General features: G+C 73.7%; 20 protein-coding genes. 9 read left to right on the top strand and 11 right to left on the bottom strand.

Features of this window, described 5'->3' with window-relative positions; all coding sequences use genetic code 11:
• The first annotated feature begins 15 nt into the window (after window positions 1–15).
• The 5 genes from J2S41_RS11295 to J2S41_RS11315 are packed head-to-tail and all read left to right on the top strand — an operon-like array spanning window position 16 to window position 4,101.
• Window positions 16–567, top strand: coding sequence for an RNA polymerase sigma factor (locus J2S41_RS11295; RefSeq protein ID WP_310366461.1), 552 nt, complete (start codon window positions 16–18; stop codon window positions 565–567).
• Window positions 564–1,334, top strand: coding sequence for a zf-HC2 domain-containing protein (locus tag J2S41_RS11300; protein WP_310366463.1), 771 nt, complete (start codon window positions 564–566; stop codon window positions 1,332–1,334). The genes J2S41_RS11295 and J2S41_RS11300 overlap by 4 nt, the downstream gene beginning before the upstream one ends.
• Before the next feature lie 30 nt (window positions 1,335–1,364).
• A complete protein-coding gene (locus J2S41_RS11305) occupies window positions 1,365–2,156 on the top strand; it encodes an ATP-binding cassette domain-containing protein (RefSeq protein ID WP_310366466.1) in 792 nt (263 codons plus the stop codon).
• The gene (locus tag J2S41_RS11310) at window positions 2,153–3,505 is read left to right on the top strand and encodes a hypothetical protein (protein WP_310366467.1); all 1,353 of its coding nucleotides are present in this window, start codon (window positions 2,153–2,155) and stop codon (window positions 3,503–3,505) included. Before J2S41_RS11305 ends, J2S41_RS11310 begins: the two co-directional genes overlap by 4 nt.
• Entirely contained in the window at window positions 3,502–4,101 is a 600-nt protein-coding gene (locus tag J2S41_RS11315) for a hypothetical protein (RefSeq protein WP_310366469.1), read from the top strand. Before J2S41_RS11310 ends, J2S41_RS11315 begins: the two co-directional genes overlap by 4 nt.
• A 44-nt stretch (window positions 4,102–4,145) precedes the next feature.
• Here J2S41_RS11315 and J2S41_RS11320 read toward each other — a convergent pair whose 3' ends face one another.
• Window positions 4,146–6,479, bottom strand: a complete 2,334-nt coding sequence (locus J2S41_RS11320) for a discoidin domain-containing protein (protein WP_310366472.1) — start codon at window positions 6,477–6,479, stop codon at window positions 4,146–4,148.
• A gap of 631 nt (window positions 6,480–7,110) precedes the next feature.
• On the opposite strand from J2S41_RS11320, the gene J2S41_RS11325 reads away from it, so the two are divergent.
• Complete coding sequence (locus J2S41_RS11325; RefSeq protein ID WP_310366475.1) at window positions 7,111–7,515, top strand: nuclear transport factor 2 family protein; 405 nt, start codon at window positions 7,111–7,113, stop codon at window positions 7,513–7,515.
• On the opposite strand, the gene J2S41_RS11330 is transcribed toward J2S41_RS11325, so the two are convergent.
• The 7 genes from J2S41_RS11330 to J2S41_RS11360 all read right to left on the bottom strand — a co-directional run bounded on the left by J2S41_RS11330 (window position 7,427) and on the right by J2S41_RS11360 (window position 12,049).
• A complete protein-coding gene (locus J2S41_RS11330; RefSeq protein WP_310366477.1) occupies window positions 7,427–7,894 on the bottom strand; it encodes an MmcQ/YjbR family DNA-binding protein in 468 nt (155 codons plus the stop codon). The two genes, J2S41_RS11325 and J2S41_RS11330, sit on opposite strands and share 89 nt — an antisense overlap.
• 267 nt (window positions 7,895–8,161) lie before the next feature.
• Window positions 8,162–8,725 (bottom strand): TetR/AcrR family transcriptional regulator, encoded by a 564-nt coding sequence (locus J2S41_RS11335; RefSeq protein ID WP_310366480.1) that lies wholly within the window; start codon window positions 8,723–8,725, stop codon window positions 8,162–8,164.
• Complete coding sequence (locus tag J2S41_RS11340; protein ID WP_310366481.1) at window positions 8,722–9,402, bottom strand: DsbA family oxidoreductase; 681 nt, start codon at window positions 9,400–9,402, stop codon at window positions 8,722–8,724. The genes J2S41_RS11335 and J2S41_RS11340 overlap by 4 nt, the downstream gene beginning before the upstream one ends.
• Window positions 9,402–9,548 carry a hypothetical protein gene (locus J2S41_RS11345; protein WP_310366483.1) on the bottom strand — a complete coding sequence of 49 codons (147 nt, stop codon included), beginning with the start codon at window positions 9,546–9,548 and terminating at the stop codon, window positions 9,402–9,404. The genes J2S41_RS11340 and J2S41_RS11345 overlap by 1 nt, the downstream gene beginning before the upstream one ends.
• Window positions 9,549–9,847: 299 nt before the next feature.
• A complete protein-coding gene (locus J2S41_RS11350) occupies window positions 9,848–10,039 on the bottom strand; it encodes a ferredoxin (protein ID WP_310366486.1) in 192 nt (63 codons plus the stop codon).
• The gene (locus tag J2S41_RS11355) at window positions 10,036–11,235 is read right to left on the bottom strand and encodes a cytochrome P450 (RefSeq protein ID WP_310366488.1); all 1,200 of its coding nucleotides are present in this window, start codon (window positions 11,233–11,235) and stop codon (window positions 10,036–10,038) included. The genes J2S41_RS11350 and J2S41_RS11355 overlap by 4 nt, the downstream gene beginning before the upstream one ends.
• 217 nt (window positions 11,236–11,452) lie before the next feature.
• Window positions 11,453–12,049: a TetR/AcrR family transcriptional regulator gene (locus J2S41_RS11360; RefSeq protein ID WP_310366490.1), complete on the bottom strand. Its 597-nt coding sequence runs from the start codon at window positions 12,047–12,049 to the stop codon at window positions 11,453–11,455.
• An 81-nt stretch (window positions 12,050–12,130) separates the two neighbouring features.
• Here J2S41_RS11360 and J2S41_RS11365 point away from each other — a divergent pair, with 81 nt between their 5' ends.
• On the top strand, window positions 12,131–12,874 hold the full coding sequence (locus J2S41_RS11365; protein WP_310366492.1) for an SDR family NAD(P)-dependent oxidoreductase: 744 nt from the start codon (window positions 12,131–12,133) through the stop codon (window positions 12,872–12,874).
• A 42-nt stretch (window positions 12,875–12,916) separates the two neighbouring features.
• Here the strand turns inward: J2S41_RS11365 and J2S41_RS11370 are convergent, their stop codons facing one another.
• Window positions 12,917–13,528, bottom strand: coding sequence for a TetR/AcrR family transcriptional regulator (locus tag J2S41_RS11370; protein WP_310366495.1), 612 nt, complete (start codon window positions 13,526–13,528; stop codon window positions 12,917–12,919).
• 118 nt (window positions 13,529–13,646) lie between these two features.
• Here J2S41_RS11370 and J2S41_RS11375 point away from each other — a divergent pair, with 118 nt between their 5' ends.
• Both J2S41_RS11375 and J2S41_RS11380 read left to right on the top strand, forming a co-directional pair.
• Window positions 13,647–14,324, top strand: coding sequence for an SDR family NAD(P)-dependent oxidoreductase (locus J2S41_RS11375; protein WP_310366498.1), 678 nt, complete (start codon window positions 13,647–13,649; stop codon window positions 14,322–14,324).
• A gap of 7 nt (window positions 14,325–14,331) precedes the next feature.
• On the top strand, window positions 14,332–14,718 hold the full coding sequence (locus tag J2S41_RS11380) for an ester cyclase (RefSeq protein ID WP_310366499.1): 387 nt from the start codon (window positions 14,332–14,334) through the stop codon (window positions 14,716–14,718).
• Between the two features lie 124 nt (window positions 14,719–14,842).
• On the opposite strand, the gene J2S41_RS11385 is transcribed toward J2S41_RS11380, so the two are convergent.
• Window positions 14,843–15,949 carry an alcohol dehydrogenase catalytic domain-containing protein gene (locus J2S41_RS11385; RefSeq protein WP_310366500.1) on the bottom strand — a complete coding sequence of 369 codons (1,107 nt, stop codon included), beginning with the start codon at window positions 15,947–15,949 and terminating at the stop codon, window positions 14,843–14,845.
• A gap of 22 nt (window positions 15,950–15,971) precedes the next feature.
• Complete coding sequence (locus tag J2S41_RS11390) at window positions 15,972–17,270, bottom strand: DUF6519 domain-containing protein (RefSeq protein ID WP_310366503.1); 1,299 nt, start codon at window positions 17,268–17,270, stop codon at window positions 15,972–15,974.
• Between the last annotated feature and the right edge of the window lie 12 nt (window positions 17,271–17,282).

Genomic DNA, 17,282 nt, shown 5'->3' on the forward strand with positions numbered 1-17,282 from the left:
GGCGATCTACCGGGTGTGGGAGCGGACGAGGCCGGCGACGAGGCGCGGCTGCTGCGGCGGATCGCGCGGGCGGACCTGGCCGCGTTCGACGAGTTGTACCGGCGCACGTCGCCGTGGCTGTACCTGCGGCTGCGGCGGCGCTGCGCGGACGAGGGCCTGGTCGCCGAGGTGCTCCAGGACACGTACCTGACGGTCTGGCGCGCGGCCGGCTCGTTCGCGGCGGTGCGGCCGGACAGCGGCGGCGCGACCGGCTGGCTGTGGACCATCGCGGCCCGGCGGCTGGTCGACGCGCTGCGGCGCCAGGCGCGCCGGCCGGAGACACCCGCGGAGACGCTGCCGGTCACGGTGGTGCCCGGCGCGGACGAGGAGGCGCTGGCCGGCACGGTCGGTGACGAGCTCGGCGCCGCGCTGGCCGACCTCGCACCGGAACTGCGCGCGGTGCTGCGCGCCATGGTGCTCGACGGGCTCACCGTCCGCGAGACGTCCGTGCTGCTCGGGCTGCCGGAGGGCACGGTCAAGAGCCGCGCCCGCCGGGCCCGGATCGCGCTGCGGGAGGCGCTGTCATGACCCACGTGTCACCCGCGGCGCTGGCCGCGTACGCCGCCGGCGATCCCGGACTCGACGACGTGACCGCCTGGGGCGTGGAGGCGCACCTGGACGCGTGCGCGCGATGCCGTGCCCGGCTGCCGGTGCCGGAACTGCTCGACCGCGTCCGTACCGGCCTGCTCGACCGGGCGGCCGCCGGACCCGGGCCGGCGCCGGTGCCGGGCCGGTGGCGGCGGTGGACCGGCTGGTCGGCGGCCGGCTGGGCGGTGACCGCCGTGATCGCGGTGCTGGCCGCGTTCCTGCTGGACCGGGCCTACCCGCAGTATCCGTCCGCGGTGCTGCTGGTGGCGCCGGTCGCGCCGCTGAGCGGCCTGGCGGTGGCCTGGTCCCGGCGCACCGACCCGGCGTGGGAGACGCTCGCCGGCACCGCGCGGGCCGGGCTGGAGCTGGTGCTGCGCCGTACCCTCGTGGTGCTCGCGGCCACGCTGCCCGCGCTCACCGCGGCCGGGCTGGTGCTCGGCGAGTCTCCCGCGCTGTGGCTGCTGCCCGCGCTCACTCTGACCTCCGCGGCGCTCTGGCTCGGCGGCCGGATCGGCGTCGCCGCCGCGTCCGTGGTGCTGGCCGCGCTGTGGACGGCCGCCGCGGTGGTACCGGCCGTGGTCACCGCGACCGATCCGCCACTGATCCGCGCGGCCGGCGTGCCCGGCTGGGCCGTCGCCGCGATCGTCTGCACCGTCCTGGCGCTGCTGCGCGCCGACGGCTTTCGGCGCCTGCGCAGCTGGCGCTGACCCCCTTTCCGATTCCCGTAGGGAGACACCATGCGCGCGATCAGCGCGGAAGAGGTGCGGCCGCGGCTGCACGCCTGGGATGTGGAGGCACACGGCCTGCACGTCCGGGCCGGCCGGCACCTGGCCGTGGCCGGGCTCGACCTGACGCTCGGCACCGGCGTGCACGGGCTGCTCGGGCCGAACGGCGCGGGCAAGACCACGCTGATGCGCGCGCTCGCCACCGTCGTCCGGCCGGCCGGCGGCACGCTGCGGCTGCTCGGCACGGACGCGGGCGGCCGGGCGCTGCGCGGGCTGCGCCGCCGGCTCGGCTATCTGCCGCAGCAGTTCGGCTACTACCCGAGGTTCACGGTCCGCGAGTACGTCGAGTACCTGGCCTGGATGCGCGAGGTGCCCGCGGCGGAGATCCCCGGAGCGGCCCAGCGCGCCATCGACCGGGTCGGGCTCACCGCGCGGGCCGGCGCGCGCCTGAAGACGCTGTCCGGCGGCATGCTGCGCCGGGCCGGCATCGCGCAGGCGATCGTGAACGACCCCGCGCTGCTGCTGCTCGACGAGCCGACCGTGGGACTCGACCCGGAGCAGCGCGTCGAGTTCCGCGAGCTGCTGCGCGACCTGGGCACGGACGCGTGCGTGCTAGTCTCCACGCACCTGGTCGAGGACGTGGTCGCGGCCTGCACCGACGTCGTCATGATCAACGACGGTACGCACGTCTTCCAGGGCACGCCCGCGGAGCTGACCCGGCTCGGCGCGCAGGGCGGCACCGGCGACAGCCCGGCCGAACGCGGCTACTCGCTGCTGCTCACCCGGCACCGGGACGGCCGATGATCAGGGCCACCCGCACCGAACTGCGCCGCTCCACCGCCGGGCTCGCCGCGCCGCTGCTGATGGCGATCGGCGCGCTGCACATCGGCACGATCCACGACTACTGGCGCGGGTCGCTGGTGCTGGCCACCCACGAGATGGCCACCGGCCTGGCGTTCCTGGCGCCGTTCGCGGTCGCGTTCGGCGCGATGCTGGGGCGCCGGGAGCGGCGCACCCGGGCGATGGAGCTGCTGGAGAGCACCGGCCGGCCGGGCTGGCAGCGGTCCCTGCCGCCGGCCGCGGCCATCGGGCTCGCCGCCGCGGGCGCGTACCTGCTGGTCGTCGCCGCCTGCGCGGTGGCGGTCGGGCTCAGCGGCGGCCACCTCGCCGTCGCGGGCGCGGTGCCGCCGCTGTCCGGCGCGCTGATCCTCACCGGTCTCGCCTGGCTCGGCATCGCCGCCGGTCGCGCCTGGCCGTCACCGATCCTGCCGCCGGTCCTCGCGGCCGGCATCCTGGTGCTGCCGGTGCTGGTACGGCAGCGGCCGGACGTGTACAACCGGTGGACCAACCTCGCGTTCGCGGCGACGCCCGGCCCGGCCACGCCCTGGGAGGCGCCCACCACGGCCGCGCTGCTCGCCCACCTCGCGCTCGCGGCCGGGCTGACCACGGCCGGGTTCCTGCTGATCGCGGGCCGGTCCTGGCGCTCCCGGTCCGCGGCCGGCGCGGCGCTGGCCGCGGGCCTGGCCGGGCTGGTGCTGATCGCCTCGCCGGGCGCCGCCGGCAAGTGGCGGCTGGACCCGGCCGCCCAGCGCCTGGTCTGCGCGGACGGCACGCCCGAGGTGTGCGTGACCGCGGCCCACCGGTACCTGCTGGCCGACGTGGTCCCGGACGTGCGCCGCGCGCTCGACGCGCTCGCCGTGCTGCCGGACGCGCCGACCCGGGCGGCCGAGATCCGGCTGAGCGCGATCGGCGACCGCAGCATGAACCAGTGGTACCGGTTCACGCCGGACGACGAGCCCGGCACGGTCTACTTCGTACTCGACCCGGACTACGCCGCGGGCCGGGACCCGAGCGTGGCCGAACGGATCGCGATGGGCGGCGGTACGTACCTGTCGCGCTGCGGGCCGCAGAACGACGTCGCGCTGTCCGTCACCGGCGCGTGGCTGCTCGGCGCGGACGACTTCCGCGTGTGGCAGCCCGGCTTCGGCTACCAGGCGTGGGACGCGATCCGGCCGGAGATCCGCCAGCGGCTGACCGCGCTGCGGGCGCTGCCCGAGGCGGAGCAACTCGCGCGCGTGACCGCGGTCCGCGACGCCGCGCGACGGTGCGCGCCGGACCTGATGGCGCCGCTCACCGGCGCGGTGGCGTCGTGATCGGATACCTGCGGGCGCGGCGCGTCCCGGCCGCGGTCGCGGTGTCGGCCGGCGCGGTCGCGCTGGTCACGGTGCTGTGGGCGGTCCTGGAGGACGACCGCGCGGTGCACCGGAGCCTGGCCGTGCTGACCACGGCGCTGGCGCTGGCCCCGCTGGTCCCGACGCTGGCCGGCAACGACGTGGCGCTGGAGCGGACGGCCGCGCTGCCGTGGCCGCCACGCCGGATGCTGCACCTGCTCGCCTGCGGCGCGCTCGTGGCCGGGCTGCTGTGCGCGGCGCGCGCGGCCGGCGTGGACTTCGGGCCGGGCTGGCAGGTGGTGCGCAACGCGGCCGGGCTCGCCGGGCTGGCGGGCCTGACCGCCGGCGCGTTCGGCGCCGGTTACGCGTGGCAGCTGCCGGTCGGGTGGGCGGCGGTGCAGGCCTTCACGCCGGTACGGGCACAGCCCGCGTGGCGGGAGGCGGCGGCCTGGATGGTGCAGCCGGCCGGCAGCCGTACCGCCGCGGTGGTGGCGTGTGCCCTGCTGGTCGCGGGCCTGGCCGCCTACGCGGTCCGGGTCGGCCCGTCCGGGCCCGGGTCCGCGGCCTCGGAGGAGTAGCCCGGGTGGCCCGGCACCGCGGTCGCGGTGCCGGGCCGGTGCGGTCAGGACGTGAACAGCACGTCGTCGATCAGGAAGTTGTCGCCGACCGGCGCGGTGCCGGCGCTGGCGAACGAGTACCCGGTCAGCGTGGTGGTGGCGGTCGTCCTCGGCAGGCCGGTGGCCACGGGCTCGCCGTTGACCTCCAGGGACGCGGTGTTCACGTTCGCCGTGACGACGATCGTGGACCATGCGCCGACCGGGATCACGCCCGGCGCGGTCACGGTGACCCAGGCGGTGCCGGTGTAGCGGGCCAGCGAGCCGTCCTGCTGGACCGCGAAGTGGTGCGCGGACACGGACGTACCGGCGGAGGTGCGGCCCAGCACGTCGAACAGCTGGCCGACCAGCGAGATCGGCTTGATCCGGAACTCCAGCCGCTTGGTGCCGGTCGCGGCGCCGTTCCACACCACCTTCGCGTGCTGGTTCGCGTCCTGGTCGATGATCCGCAGCGCGGACGCGCTGCTGTTGCCGGCCAGGTCCGTCGAGCGCTGCGTCTGCCAGGACAGCACCATGTCCGTGAAGCCGCGCGGGCGGTTGTTCACCGGGTCGTTCTCGAACGAGTTGATCGCCGAGTACAGCTCGATCTCGTTCAGGAACGCGCACGTGCTGCCGAGCCCGGCGTCGCAGCCGGCGGTCGCGTCCAGCTCCACCCGGACGAACCGGGCCTCGGTGCCGGCCGGGACCGTGAAGTACTCCATCGCCAGGTGCGTGCGGTTGGTCGGCGCGGCCACCTGCGTCCACGTCGTGAAGTCCGGCGAGACGAACACGCGCGCGGACGCGGAACGGCCGTTGCGCAGGCTCAGGCCGATCTTCGTCAGCGGGTACCGCCGGTCCAGGTTGATCGTGTAGGTTCCGGCGCCGTCCGCCTTGACCGCGCTGGACCAGTACTCGGTGCTGCCGTCGAACGCGCCGTCCACCCTGGCCCTCGGGTGACCCTCGATGCTGTCGCTCAGGTCGGTGCTGACCGTGATCCGGCCCTGCCGGTACTTGGTGGCCAGGTCGATCCGGCCGACGTCCGGGGTGAGCACGTCGAACCAGCGCCGCCACACGTGCGTGCGCTTGTCCACCGTGAAGTCGGTCTCCGCCGCGGTCACGCACGACCAGGTCTTCTCGCAGTTGTCGCCGATCACCACGGCGCGGTTGGCGGAGACGTAGTCGATGCCGCCGTACCCGGTGGAGCCGTGCACCCGGTTGCCGTCGCTCGGGCAGTTCCGGTACGTCAACTGGCCGATCCAGCCGGTGCCCTCGCCGTTGGAGGAGATCGCCACCCAGTTGTCCGGCCGGCCGCTGCGCAGCACCAGCACGCCGTTGGGCATGAGCTTCAGATCCGGCTGTACGGCCGTGAGCGCGCCGGTGGAGTCGTTGATCGGGTCGTAGCCGTACGGGAACGACACGCTCAGCGGCTGGAGCGCGGCCCAGGTCGTACCGTTGTCGGTCGACGTGGTCCAGGCCGGCGTGCCCAGCCCCCGGACGGTGCCGTCGCTCTGCGGCACGTGGTGGCGCATCACCGCGATCAGCTTGCCGCTCGGCAGCTGCGCGATGCCGGTCTCGTTGTAACCGTTGGTGGCGTTGCCGTTCGCGATGATCGCCCGGCGGGTGAAGGTGTTCCCGCCGTCCGTGCTCGCCTGCAGCTGCACCCGGTCGTTGACGCCGTCCGTGAACGTGCCGTACAGCGTGACCAGGATCGTGCCGTCGGCCAGCTCCAGCGGCACCCCGGCCACGCGGGTGCCGTTCGCCGACGAGGTCAGGTTGAAGACCGCGTCCCGCGCGGTCCACGTCGCACCGTCGTCGGTGGACCGGAACGCGGTGTACGTGGCCTGCGTCCCGGACGCCTTGCCGGCCTGCGCCTTGAAGCTGTAGCCGAGCAGCACGCCGCTGCGCAGCCGGATCGCGCCGGTCATCGCCGGGGTGGCGAGCACGTCCTCCGTGTACGTGCTCGCCGGGAACGTCTGCGCGCCGTCCACGGACGTCACCTGGCCGGCGTGCGGGGTCGCACCGGCCTCGTCCGGGCTCAGGCTGAAGTTCGCGGTGTGGCGGCGGATCGGCGTGCCGTCCGCGGCGACCGAGTCCGCGCCGACCAGGTAGGGGAAGGCGGCCTGCGTGTTCGCGGCCGGGGTGTGGATGTTCGCGAACTCGCTGGCGCCGCCGACGTTGAGGACGTAGTTCGTGGCGGACTGGCCGGTGGGGCCGGCGGGCGTGCCGTTCACGGCGGTGTTGCAGGTGGGGTCGTTCGACGGGGCCGCGACCGCGGGCGTGGCCGGCGCGACCGCCACGAGCGTGGCGGCGGCGGAGGCGGCGACGGTCAGCGCGGAGAGTATCCGGGGTGGCCGGTGACGCATACGGGAGTCTCCTGACGATCAGGGGTGTACTCCGGCCCAGGCGCCGGAGTGATCGACTGTGGACTCTAGGTGATCTCGGCATCGGATAGGTGAATGGGACTGGATCAATCCGGTCCGGCCGGCCGCGGTGCCCACCGGCGTCTGACTTCTGCCGTGGTTCTGGGCCCGTGCCGCATCCTGTGGCCGCTCCGCGCCCGGTGGTCTGCGCCACGGCCACGCGGCCGTTCCGCCCATCGCCCGATCGTGACCGCCGAGGCGCCTGCCGACCCGCACGGACCGCCACAAGATAGAGCTAGCCTCCTAGGACGCCCTGGGAGGGTGTGGCGCCCTTGGCGGTCGATGAGCGAGCCTCAGCGCGTTGTGAAACTCGGGCGCCTTATTTCCGCATGAGTTGCGTGCCTCTGGCTGGCGTGGCCACGGTGGACGATCGGCGCCTGCCCCTTGATATGCCGATATTCGGCGCGGAGCGCCCGGTGGAGTGCGGCCGCGACGTCGGCGTGGCTGAAGCGCCGGGGGCCACGGATGCTCGCCCGTGATGGTCGGGATGCTCCGGCGGTCTGGACAAGGTGAGTGACGACTCACTATCGTCGACCGGGATAAAGTGAGTGGTCGCTCATCTTGGGGAGGCGTTGTGACCGAGGACCCGCGTGAGGTTTTCGCCCGCATCCGGCGGGAGTGGTTCGGGCGGCCGGGACCGCTGACCGGGGACCTCCTGGCCGAGGACGTGGTGATGGAGATGCCGTTCGCGCCGGAGGGGCGGCCGGTCAGGATCGAGGGGCGGGAGGCGTGGCTGAGGTTCGCGAATCCGGAGCGGGCGGCCATTCCGGTGCGGATCGACGGGCAGCGGGTCCTGGCCGTTCACGACACGCGGGATCCGGCCACCATCGTGGTCGAGTATGAGTTGACCGGCACCTCCGTGCGCACCGGACGGCAGGGGACGGCGGCGTTCATCGCGGTGTTGAGCGTGCGGGACGGGCGGGTGACTCGGTGGCGGGAGTATCAGGACCCGCTGGCGATGGCGCGGATCGTGAGCTGAGCCGGGCGACGCGGCGGGGGCCGGCGGTGCGGCGGTAGCTGGCGTCGAGCAGTTCGGCGATCTCGTCCCAGTCGGTGTCGCCGTCCAGGTCCACGCCGATCCAGCCGGCCGCGCCGAGGTAGCCGGGGACGTAGCAGCGGGGGTCGGACAGCAGGGCGGCGCGGTCGTCGGGGTCGGGAAGGACCAGCACGGATTGGTGGTGCTGTCGCCACTCGCCGTCGATTTTGAGGGAGCCGCCGTAGTAGGCGAAGACCTTGGTCGTGTAGAACGCGGGATGGCCGTGGGAGATCTTCTCGGCGGCGTCCGGGAAGCGGAGCGCGATCTCGCGTACCCGCAGCAGCAGCGGATCACGGTCGTCGAACATGATCGGATGCGTCACACCCGGTAACTGTACCGGCGGGTGTGATGTCGTTTCGGCGGGAATCTGCTCCGCTTCCCGGACCGGGACCAGGCGCTGGAGAAGATCCTGGACCTCGGTCGTGACCGGCCGGTGCCCGGTGATGAAGCACCACCGGGCACTGCTGACGGCGATCCCGCACGACCGGGTGCGGATCGCCGAGAACGTCGACGCCACGCCGATCCCGCTGGACCGGGCGGGGCGCGGCCCACAGGTACGTGCGCGACCCGCGCGGGTCGTGAGCCACCGTCACCGGCTCGCCCGCAGCCCCCGCAGCGTGAAGTCGAGGCGGCGCTCGTAGTCGTCGCGGGTCTGTTCGTCACAGGCGCGGACGATCGCGCCGCGCTCCAGGATCAGGTACACCAGGTCGTCCGGCGTGAGGTCAGCGCGCACCACGCCGGCGGCCTGGCCGTCGGCGAGCAGCCGCCGGCCGAACGCACACGCGCGGTCGAACAGCGTGGTCAGCGGCGCCGAGTCGGGCAGCACCCGCATCAGCACGTCGTTCGCGGCCGGCTCGTCGTACTGGAGCAGCCAGGTGCGGCGCAGGTACTCCTCGAACCGCGGCAGCGGGCCGTCGATCGCCTCGACCGCGTCGATGATCTCCCCGATCCGCGCCGCGACCAGGTCGTCCACCACCGCGTCGATCAGGCCGCACCGGCCGCCGAACCGGTGGTAGATGGTGCCCTTGCTGACGCCGGCGGCGCGGGCCACCTCGTCCAGCGGGATCGTCAGCCCACCGGCACGGAACGCGTCGATCGCCGCCCGGCGGATGCCCTCCACGTTCCGCCGGGCGTCGGCGCGCAACGGCGTCATGCCGGGGCGGCGGCGCGGTCCTGCCGGCTCACGTCCAGCGCGCGCAGGAACATCTCGAGCGGCTGGGCGCCGGAGACCGCGCGCTTGCCGTCGAACACGAAGAACGGCACGCCGGTGATCCCGTACTGCCGGGCCTGGGCCAGGTCGGCGCGGATTTCCTGTTCGTACCCGCCGGTGGTCAGGGTCTTGATCGCCTCGTCGCGGTCGAGGCCCAATTCCACCGCGAGGCCGGTCAGCACGTCGTGGTCGGAGACGTCGAGGCCCTCGGTGAACTCGGCCCGGAACAGCCGGGTGACCGCCTCGATCTGCCGGCCGTGCGCGTTGGCCAGGTGGATGATCCGGTGCGCGTCCATGGTGTCGGCCATCAGCGCGGTCTCGAACCGGTAGTCCAGGCCGAGGCGGGCGCCGCGCGCGGCGATCTGCGCGTGCGAGGCGTCGAGCTGCGCCTTCGGCATGCCGAGCGCGCTCAGCAGGTAGTCGTCGGCGAGGATCGGGGTGCCGACGCCCGGGTGGAGCAGGAAGCTGTGGTAGCGGATCTCCACGGCGGAGCCGTGCGGGGACTGCGCGACGGCCTGCTCGAGCGTGGCGTGGCCGAGGTAGCAGAACGGGCAGACGACGTCGCTCCAGACGTCGATCACGATCGGTTCGGCCGCGGGGCCGAAGATGCCGGTGGTCATCAGGCGCACCATCCGTCCGCGTCGCAGACCGCGGCGTCGTCCGCGGACTCCAGCATGATCAGGGCCGGGACGGCGGGCGGCGGTGCTGCCGCCTCCGCGTCCTCCGTGACGTTCTCGGGAACGTCCGTCTCCATACTCACCTGCATGGTCCCGACGCTAGCACGCATCTTGACGGTTCCGTCAACATGAGCTGTCTCTCTCGTCACCACGCGACCGGTGGACCGCCTTGAGCCCCCGACCGGCGGGCGCGCCCGTGAAGCACCACGGGACCGGTAGGCCGGCCCCGACATCACCACGCGATCGGCGAGCCCGCCCATGGATTACCGCGCGAGCGGCGAGCCGCCCGACACCACCACGCGACCGGCAGGGAGGCCGGCCACGGCCGACCGGTGCCGGCTCCGAGCATGCGGGCCGCGACCACGCCGGAAGCGGGCAGAAATGGTCCTCAATGCAGTTGGATCACCCCGGCGGGGCAGCGGTCGACGGCCTGTTCGACCGCGTGCCGGGCCGTCTCCGGTGGCGTCTCGTCCAGCAGCAGGACGATCGCCTCCTCCGGCTCCTGGTCGAAGACCTCCGGCGCGGTGAGCGCGCACAGGCCCGCGCCGATGCAGCGGTCGCGGTCGACGGTCACCTTCATGACCAGGCCACCGGGAGCTCGACCGGGCCGCGGACCACCGAGTCCGTCTTCCACTCCAGGTCCGCGAGGGGCACGGCGATGCGCAGCGACGGTACGCGGGTGGCGAGCGCGCCGAGGACCGTTTTCAGCTCCATGCGCGCGATGTGCTGGCCGACGCAGGCGTGCGCGCCGTGGCCGAAGCCCATGTGCGGGCCGGGCCGCCGGGCCAGGTCGAACGTGTCCGCGTCCGGCAGCACCGACGTGTCGCGGTTGCCGGACTGGATCGCGACCACCACGAACTCGCCCGCCGCGATCTTCTGCCCGTTGAGCTCGGTGTCCTCGGTGGCCTGCCGGAGCAGCCCGACGCCGACGGCCAGGTAGCGGACCAGCTCCTCGCCGGTGGTCGCGGACAGCGACGGGTCCTTGCACAGCGTCTCCCACCGCGCGCGGTCGCCGAGCAGGAGCACCAGCCCGTACGTGATCATCGACGCGGTGGTGTCGAACCCGGCGATGAGCAGCGCCGCGTTCATCCGGACGAGCTCCTCGTCGGTCAGCGGCCGATCGCTGTCCGCGCTGTGCAGGATCATGCGGCTGAGAATGTCGTCGCCGGGGGCCGCGCGCCGCCGCGCCACCTGTTCCAGCAGGTAACCGAAGAGTGGCCGCAGCGCCTCCTGCAGTTGCGCCGGCGTGGTCTCCGTCCGGAACAGCGTGTAGGCGGCGTCCTGAAGCAGGAAATACTTCTCCGGCGGTACGCCGATCAGCTCGGCGATCACGGCGGTGGTGACCGCGGTGGAGAACTCGCGGTGCAGCGGGAACGGCTCCGGCGAGGCCAGCATCCGGGTGATCGCCTCGTCCGTGATCCGCTCGACCATCGGCGTGAGCTCGGCCAGCCGCCGCGCGTGCGTCACCTGCGGTGCGAAGTTGCGCCGGATGCGCACGTGCTCCGGCCCGTCCATCTGCGAGAAACCCCCGATCGGGGCATCCGGGTCGAACCCGCCCAGGACGTGCGCGGCCTGCCCGGCTCGCACCGAGAACCGGCGCCCGTCCCCGAGCACCTCCCGGATCGTCCGGTAGTCCGACACGAGCCACGCGTCCAGCCCGGTCGGTGTCGTCACCCGGATGATCCGCCCCTCCGCGCGCAGCTCAGCGTAGTCGGGCGGTGGATCGAACGGGTACTTCCGCTCCTGCGGCAACGGCATCATGGGCAGCGTCGTCATCGGACCCTCCGGAATCGTCACCTTGAGTCGCCGAATCCGGACGGTACGCCACTTCGTCCAAGGTCGATATCCCGAGGTCGCCCGCCTGCTGCCCGCCGATCGTGATCACGGAGCGTGTCATCGGGTCACCAGTCGCGCCACCGGTCGGTCACGCGCTGCACCATGGCGCCGAGCGTAGCGGCCCGGTGGACGTGGATGACTTTGGACGCTGAGCCGGTCAGGTGGTGAAGGACCGGATGTAGGCGAGGGCGGCGTTCATGGAGGCGCGCATCGGGGCGGCGGTGCGGAGGGTCTGGCTGAGCAGGGTGCCGCCCTGGAGGGCGGTGAGCAGGGTCATGGACAGCTCGTCGAGGTCGGCGTCGGGGCGGAGGTCGCCTCGGTCGCGCATGGCGCGCAGGCCGTTGTGGAGCAGGGACTGCCAGCGCTGGAAGCCGTTGCAGAGGTCCTCGCGGGTCTGATCGTCGGTGGTGCCGAGTTCGCCCGCGAGTGAGACGAGTGTGCACTCGGCGCGGCCGTCGTTGCGCTCCTGGTGCTCGACGGCGGCGTCCGCCCAGGCGCGCAGCGCGTCGAAGCTGTCCAGCGCGCCCATGATCGGCTGCCCGGGAATGAGCGGCACCTCGGCCTGGCGGGTGATGACGGCCCTGATCAGGGCCTGCTTGCTGTCGAAGTAGTGGTAGAGCTGCGACCCGCCGATGCCGGCCGCCTTGCGCACGTCCTCGGTGCTGGTGCCGGCCACGCCGCGCTGGGCGATCAGCTCGGTGGCCGCGTCGAGGATGCGTTCCCGGGTCGCCTGTCCTTTGCGGGTCAGTGTCACGACCCCAGCCTAGCGGAATGGGTTGCGCAACCCAAAAGTGGCTGCTAGAAATTGGGTCGACCAACCCAGAAAGAGGCAGGCATGTCGGATCTAGCAGGTAGGACGGCCCTGGTGACCGGGGCCACGGCGGGCATCGGGCGCGCCGTCGCGGTACGGCTGGCGGAGCACGGGGCGGAGGTGGTGGTGCACGGCCGGGACGCGCACCGCGGTGGCGAGGTGGTGTCCGCGATCGCGGAGCGGGGTGGCCGGGCGCGCTTCGTCGCGGCGGATCTGTCCAGCGCCGAGGAGGTCGAGCGGCTGGCGGCCGAGGCGGGGGAGGTGGACATCCTGGTCAACAACGCCGGGGTGTACGAGTTGGTCTCGACGCCGAGCACCAGCGCGAGCAGCTTCGACCGGCACGTCGCGATCAACACCCGGGCGCCGTTCCAGCTGGTCAAGGCGCTGACGCCGGGCATGATCCAGCGTGGTCACGGGGTGATCGTCAACGTGAGCTCGACCGGGGCGACCATGGTGGCGCCGGTGGGGGCGGCCTACGGCGCGTCGAAGGCGGCGCTGGAGTCGCTGACCCGGTACTGGGCGACCGAGTTCGGCGCGGCCGGCATCCGGGTCAACGGCGTGCGGTCCGGCCCGGTGCGCACCGAGGGGACCGCGCCGCTGTTGAGCGCGAACGCGGAAGCGATGGACCGGACGGTCGCGCGTGGCCGGATCGGCGATCCGGAGGAGATCGCGGACGTCGTGCTGTTCCTGGCCGGCGAGGGCAGCAGCTACGTGAACGGGTCCGTGGTGGCGGTCCACGGTGGAGAGCGCAGCCTGCTGCCCGGCTGATCGTCCGGCCGGGACGGCCGCGTGGGCGTCCCGGCCGGTTCGTCAGGGCTGGAGGGCGGTGATGGCGTGCATGGCGATGTCGACGGAGGCCTGGAGGTCGTCGCGGGTGGCGCCGGCGGCGGCGTGGACGGCGTGGCCCTCGCTGAGGGTCATCACGAAACGGGCCAGGGCCGGCACGCTGGTGCCGGGGGCGAGGTCGCCCTCGGTCACGGCGCGGGAGAGGCGCTCGGTCAGCGCGGCCTCGGTGTCGGCGCGGCCGGCGGCCAGCAGCTGGGAGATGCGCGCGTTCTCCGGGGAGCAGGCCAGGCCGCCCTGGATGGACAGGCAGCCCGGTGGGTGGTCGCCGGTGGTGAGGTTGTCGGCGCTGGAGCGGAGGAAGGCCTCGATCGAGGCGTACGCGGTGGGCTGCGCGAGGGCGGCGCGGGCGGCCGCGACCTTGTGCGCGTGGTAGCGGTCGAAGGCGCGCTGGAACAGTTGCTCCTTGCTGCCGAACGTGGCGTACAGGCTGGGGCGGTTGATGCCCATCGCGCTGGTGAGCGCGCTCAGTGACGCGCCCTCGTAGCCGTGGCGCCAGAAGACCTCGGCGGCCCGGTCGAGGACGGTCTCCTCGTCGAAGGCGCGCGGTCGCCCGGCGGTGGGCGTCTCGGTGCTCATGCCCGCCACTCTACCGCTCGGTACAAATCGTGACCCGGGTCACCAACCGAGCGGTACAAAATGCTGTTACGGTGATGTCCAACCGAGCGGTACAAAATTGTTCTCCCGGAGGGGACGCATGACGATCACACTGATCACGGGCGCCAACAAGGGCATCGGGTTCGAGACGGCGAGGCTGCTGGTGGCCCGCGGCCACCGGGTCTACCTGGGCGCCCGCGACGTGGAGCGGGGCGAAAAGGCGGCGGCGGAACTGGGCGCGCGGTTCGTGCGGCTGGACGTGACGGACGACGCGTCGGTGAGCGCGGCACTGGCCACCGTGGACGCGGCGGAGGGGCGGCTGGACGTGCTGGTCAACAACGCGGGCATCCTGGCGGCCGGCGCGCTGGACGGGCCGGCGGCGCTGCACGCGTTCGACGTCAACGCGGTGGGCGTGGTGCGGGTCACCGAGGCGGCGCTGCCGCTGCTGCGCCGGTCGGCGAGTCCGGCCGTGGTCACGGTGTCGAGCAGCATGGGCTCGTTCTGGGCGGTGACCAACCCGGACCGGCCGGAGTACGGGCTGCCGCTTGCGCTCTACGCCTCGTCCAAGGCGGCGGCCACCATGCTCATGGTCCAGTACGCCAAGCTGCACCCCGACGTCCGGTTCACCGCGATCGAGCCCGGCACCGCGGCCACGGACATGACGGCGGCCTTCGGGATCGGGCGGCCGGTGGCGGAGAGCGCGGCGGTGGTGGCGCGCTTCGCCACCCAAGGGCCGAGCGGCACGCTGCAGGACGAGCACGGCACGCTGCGCTGGTAGGGCAGCGATGACCGAGCTGCGTGACTGGTACCTGCGCTACATCGCGGCGCTCAACGCGCACGAGTTCGACGGCATGGACGAGTTCATCGCCGACCGGGTGCTGCTCAACGGCGAGCCGGGCACCCGGGACGACGTGCTCGCGGTCCAGCGGCACGATGTCGGCGCGGTCCCGGACCTGCACTGGGAGATCCAGGAGCTGCTGTTCGACCGGGACCGCCTGGCCGTCCGCGCGATCAACACCGGTACGCCGGTCCGGGAGTGGCTGGGCGTGCCACCGTCCGGGAGATCCTTCGAGATCGTCGAGTACGCCATCTACCGGGTGACGGACGGGCGGTTCACCCAGATGACCGCGCTGCACGACTCCGCCGAACTGAGGCGGCAACTGGCCGCCTGACCGGGGACCGCGTCCGCCCATCCCGGGTAGGGCGGCGCGGTCGGACGGCCCGCGAAACCGGCGGGAGGAGCACCGGTGCCCGCTGCGAGCTCGCGGACCGTCACCACGCCGGAAGCGGGAAACGCTAGAGATGTGGGTCTATCAGGATCTTGGCGTGGTGGCCGGGGGAGGCGAGCAGGTCGAACGCGGCCGGGACGCCGGCGAGCGGCACCACGTCGGTGATCAGCGGGCGTGGGTCGACGCGGCCGCGGGCGAGCAGGCGGAGCGCGTCGTGGAACTCCGGCGGTGAGTAGCCGGAGGAGAAGCGGAGCTGGAGTTCCTTGTTGCTGGCCATGGTGGGGCGGAACGTGTCCGGCTGCATGCAGACGCCGACCACGACGACGCGGGAACGGAACGGGGCGTGGCTGACGATGTCCTCGATGACGCCGGGCAGGCCGACGCACTCGAAGACGACCGGGCCGCGCGGCGTGGCGGCGCGCATCACCGCGGGCCAGGGCAGGCCGGGGACGCGGCGGAGCGCGGCGAGCGCGTCCAGGCCGGCGCGGAACAGCGCGGGCGCGTCCGCGGGCGGCAGGTGCGGCCAGGGCGCGGGCGCGATGTGCGTGGCGCCGCAGGTGCGGGCCAGCGTGCGGCGGCCGGCGGCGCGGTCGGCGGCGATGATGGTCCGCACGCCGGCGGCGCGGAGCAGCAGGATGATCGCGAGGCCGATCGGGCCGCAGCCGATCACGACGGCGGTGTCGCGGCGGGTGATCTCCGCGTGGTTCACGGCGCGGCGGGCGACCGAGAGCGGCTCGGTCAGCGCGGCCACGTCGGGCGGGACGCCGCGCGGCACCGGGAACGTGGCGGCCTCCGCGACCAGCACATATTCGGCGTAGGCGCCGGGCGCGGCGGCGGACAGCCCGGTCAGGTGCACGTCGTCGCCGTGTCTGATCATGGGTACGGCGACGACCGCGCGGCCGGGGCGCCAGCGGCGGCGGCACCCCGGGCCGTACGCGTCGATCGTGCCGGTGAACTCGTGACCCATGACGACGCGCTGGTGCCGCCGCATGAACGCGGCGTACCCGATCTCGGCGGTGGCGTCCGCGGCCGCGTCGGCGTGGTACCGGGCGTGCAGGTCCGAGCCGCAGATGCCGGCCCGGGTCACGCGCAGCCGGATCTGGCCGGGGCCGGGCACCGGCGTGTCGACCTCGGTGACGGTCAGCGTGCCGTTCTCCGCGACGACGGCACGCATGCGGGCGGGTGCCACCGAGGCCTCAGCCGATGGCCCGCCGCAGGTCCTGGACCTCGTTGGCGCCGCGCACCGCCGCGAGCGGCGCGTACCGCCGGTGCACGCCGTGCGGCGGGCGCAGGATCGGGCGGCCCGCGTCGTCGGCCGGCCACTCGACCGCGCCGGTGAGCGTGCGCGCCGGGATCAGCCAGTGGTCGCCGGGCCGATAGGTGGCGTCCGGCGCGAACCACACCTGCACGCCGTCCTCCAGGTCCAGCCAGCGGCCGGTGACCAGCGGCACCGCGCCGTCGGGACGGTCGGTGGCCGGGTGGTCCCAGCGGCGCAGCAGCGCGTTGCGGGTGCCGGCCACCGGATCGGCGGACAGCAGCACGCGCCGGTCCGGCACGTCCACGTCCTCGATCCGCAGCACCGGCGCGGCCTGGCCGCGGAAGTGGGCGGCGTCGTCGGTGAGCTGGACCGCGTCGCCGACGTGCAGGTCCAGCTTGTCGTCGCGGCCGAGCGCGGCGAGCGTGACCCAGCGGCCGTCGACCGAGTCGATGGCGAAGGCGACCGAGCCGTTGTCCCGGGACCAGACGAACGCGTCCCCGGCCACCAGCTCGACGCGGTAGAGCTGATTCTCCTGGCCCCGGTAGCGGGACTCCGGGGAGATCACGCACGGGTCCTCGTCGGTGCCGGCCGGGCGTTCCACGCGGGCGGCCAGGCGCCCGGTGCCGGCCAGCCCGCCGGCCCACTCGGCGAACCGCCCACCGATCTCCTCGGGCGAGCCGTCCAGGGTGACGTCCGTGGTGAACCGCACCTGCCAGACCACGCGGCTGCGCACCGCGGTGTCCGGCATGGTGGCGCCGAGCGCGGTCTCCCGCAGCCGCGGCTCCTGCGCGGCCGTGACCAGCTCCTCCCAGACAGTCAGGTACACCAGGTAGGGGAAGCCGTCCGGGAGCGCGTCGTCGTCGTCCTCCGGGTCGAGGAACGCCCACGGCTGCGTGTAGAACGTCCACGGGCCGGGGTCCGGAGCCGGGTCGCCGGCCCCGACCGCGAGCGGGGCCGGCGCGCGGGTGGCGTCGGCCGCCACCCCGTCCACGTAGTACCGCCCGCCGCCGATGGTCAGGTCGGCCGGGTCGTCATCGGCCGCCTCCCGGTAGCCGATCGCGAAGCCGGGCCCGCCGTGCGGGCCGATCAGATCCGCCGCGAGGGTACGCAGCAGGTGCAGCTGGATCGCCGTCTGCTCGTTGAAGTCCGCGTCCAGCAGCACCCGGCCCTGCTGCAGCAGCACGGCGGAGTAGCGGTCGGCGGGGTCGAACGTGTGGCGGGTGAAGTCGCCTTTCATCCAGGGAGTCCC

It is taken from the genome of Catenuloplanes atrovinosus, assembly GCF_031458235.1.
Taxonomy (GTDB): Bacteria; Actinomycetota; Actinomycetes; order Mycobacteriales; family Micromonosporaceae; genus Catenuloplanes; species Catenuloplanes atrovinosus.

Coding starts and splice junctions, on each gene's coding strand:
- J2S41_RS11300 (WP_310366463.1), top strand. CDS start 564: ATGACCCACGTGTCACCCGCGGCGCTGGCCGCGTACGCCGCCGGCGAT.
- J2S41_RS11305 (WP_310366466.1), top strand. CDS start 1,365: ATGCGCGCGATCAGCGCGGAAGAGGTGCGGCCGCGGCTGCACGCCTGG.
- J2S41_RS11310 (WP_310366467.1), top strand. CDS start 2,153: ATGATCAGGGCCACCCGCACCGAACTGCGCCGCTCCACCGCCGGGCTC.
- J2S41_RS11320 (WP_310366472.1), bottom strand. CDS start 6,479: ATGCGTCACCGGCCACCCCGGATACTCTCCGCGCTGACCGTCGCCGCC.
- J2S41_RS11335 (WP_310366480.1), bottom strand. CDS start 8,725: ATGACGCCGTTGCGCGCCGACGCCCGGCGGAACGTGGAGGGCATCCGC.
- J2S41_RS11340 (WP_310366481.1), bottom strand. CDS start 9,402: ATGACCACCGGCATCTTCGGCCCCGCGGCCGAACCGATCGTGATCGAC.
- J2S41_RS11345 (WP_310366483.1), bottom strand. CDS start 9,548: ATGCAGGTGAGTATGGAGACGGACGTTCCCGAGAACGTCACGGAGGAC.
- J2S41_RS11350 (WP_310366486.1), bottom strand. CDS start 10,039: ATGAAGGTGACCGTCGACCGCGACCGCTGCATCGGCGCGGGCCTGTGC.
- J2S41_RS11355 (WP_310366488.1), bottom strand. CDS start 11,235: ATGACGACGCTGCCCATGATGCCGTTGCCGCAGGAGCGGAAGTACCCG.
- J2S41_RS11365 (WP_310366492.1), top strand. CDS start 12,131: ATGTCGGATCTAGCAGGTAGGACGGCCCTGGTGACCGGGGCCACGGCG.
- J2S41_RS11370 (WP_310366495.1), bottom strand. CDS start 13,528: ATGAGCACCGAGACGCCCACCGCCGGGCGACCGCGCGCCTTCGACGAG.
- J2S41_RS11375 (WP_310366498.1), top strand. CDS start 13,647: ATGACGATCACACTGATCACGGGCGCCAACAAGGGCATCGGGTTCGAG.
- J2S41_RS11380 (WP_310366499.1), top strand. CDS start 14,332: ATGACCGAGCTGCGTGACTGGTACCTGCGCTACATCGCGGCGCTCAAC.
- J2S41_RS11385 (WP_310366500.1), bottom strand. CDS start 15,949: ATGCGTGCCGTCGTCGCGGAGAACGGCACGCTGACCGTCACCGAGGTC.
- J2S41_RS11390 (WP_310366503.1), bottom strand. CDS start 17,270: ATGAAAGGCGACTTCACCCGCCACACGTTCGACCCCGCCGACCGCTAC.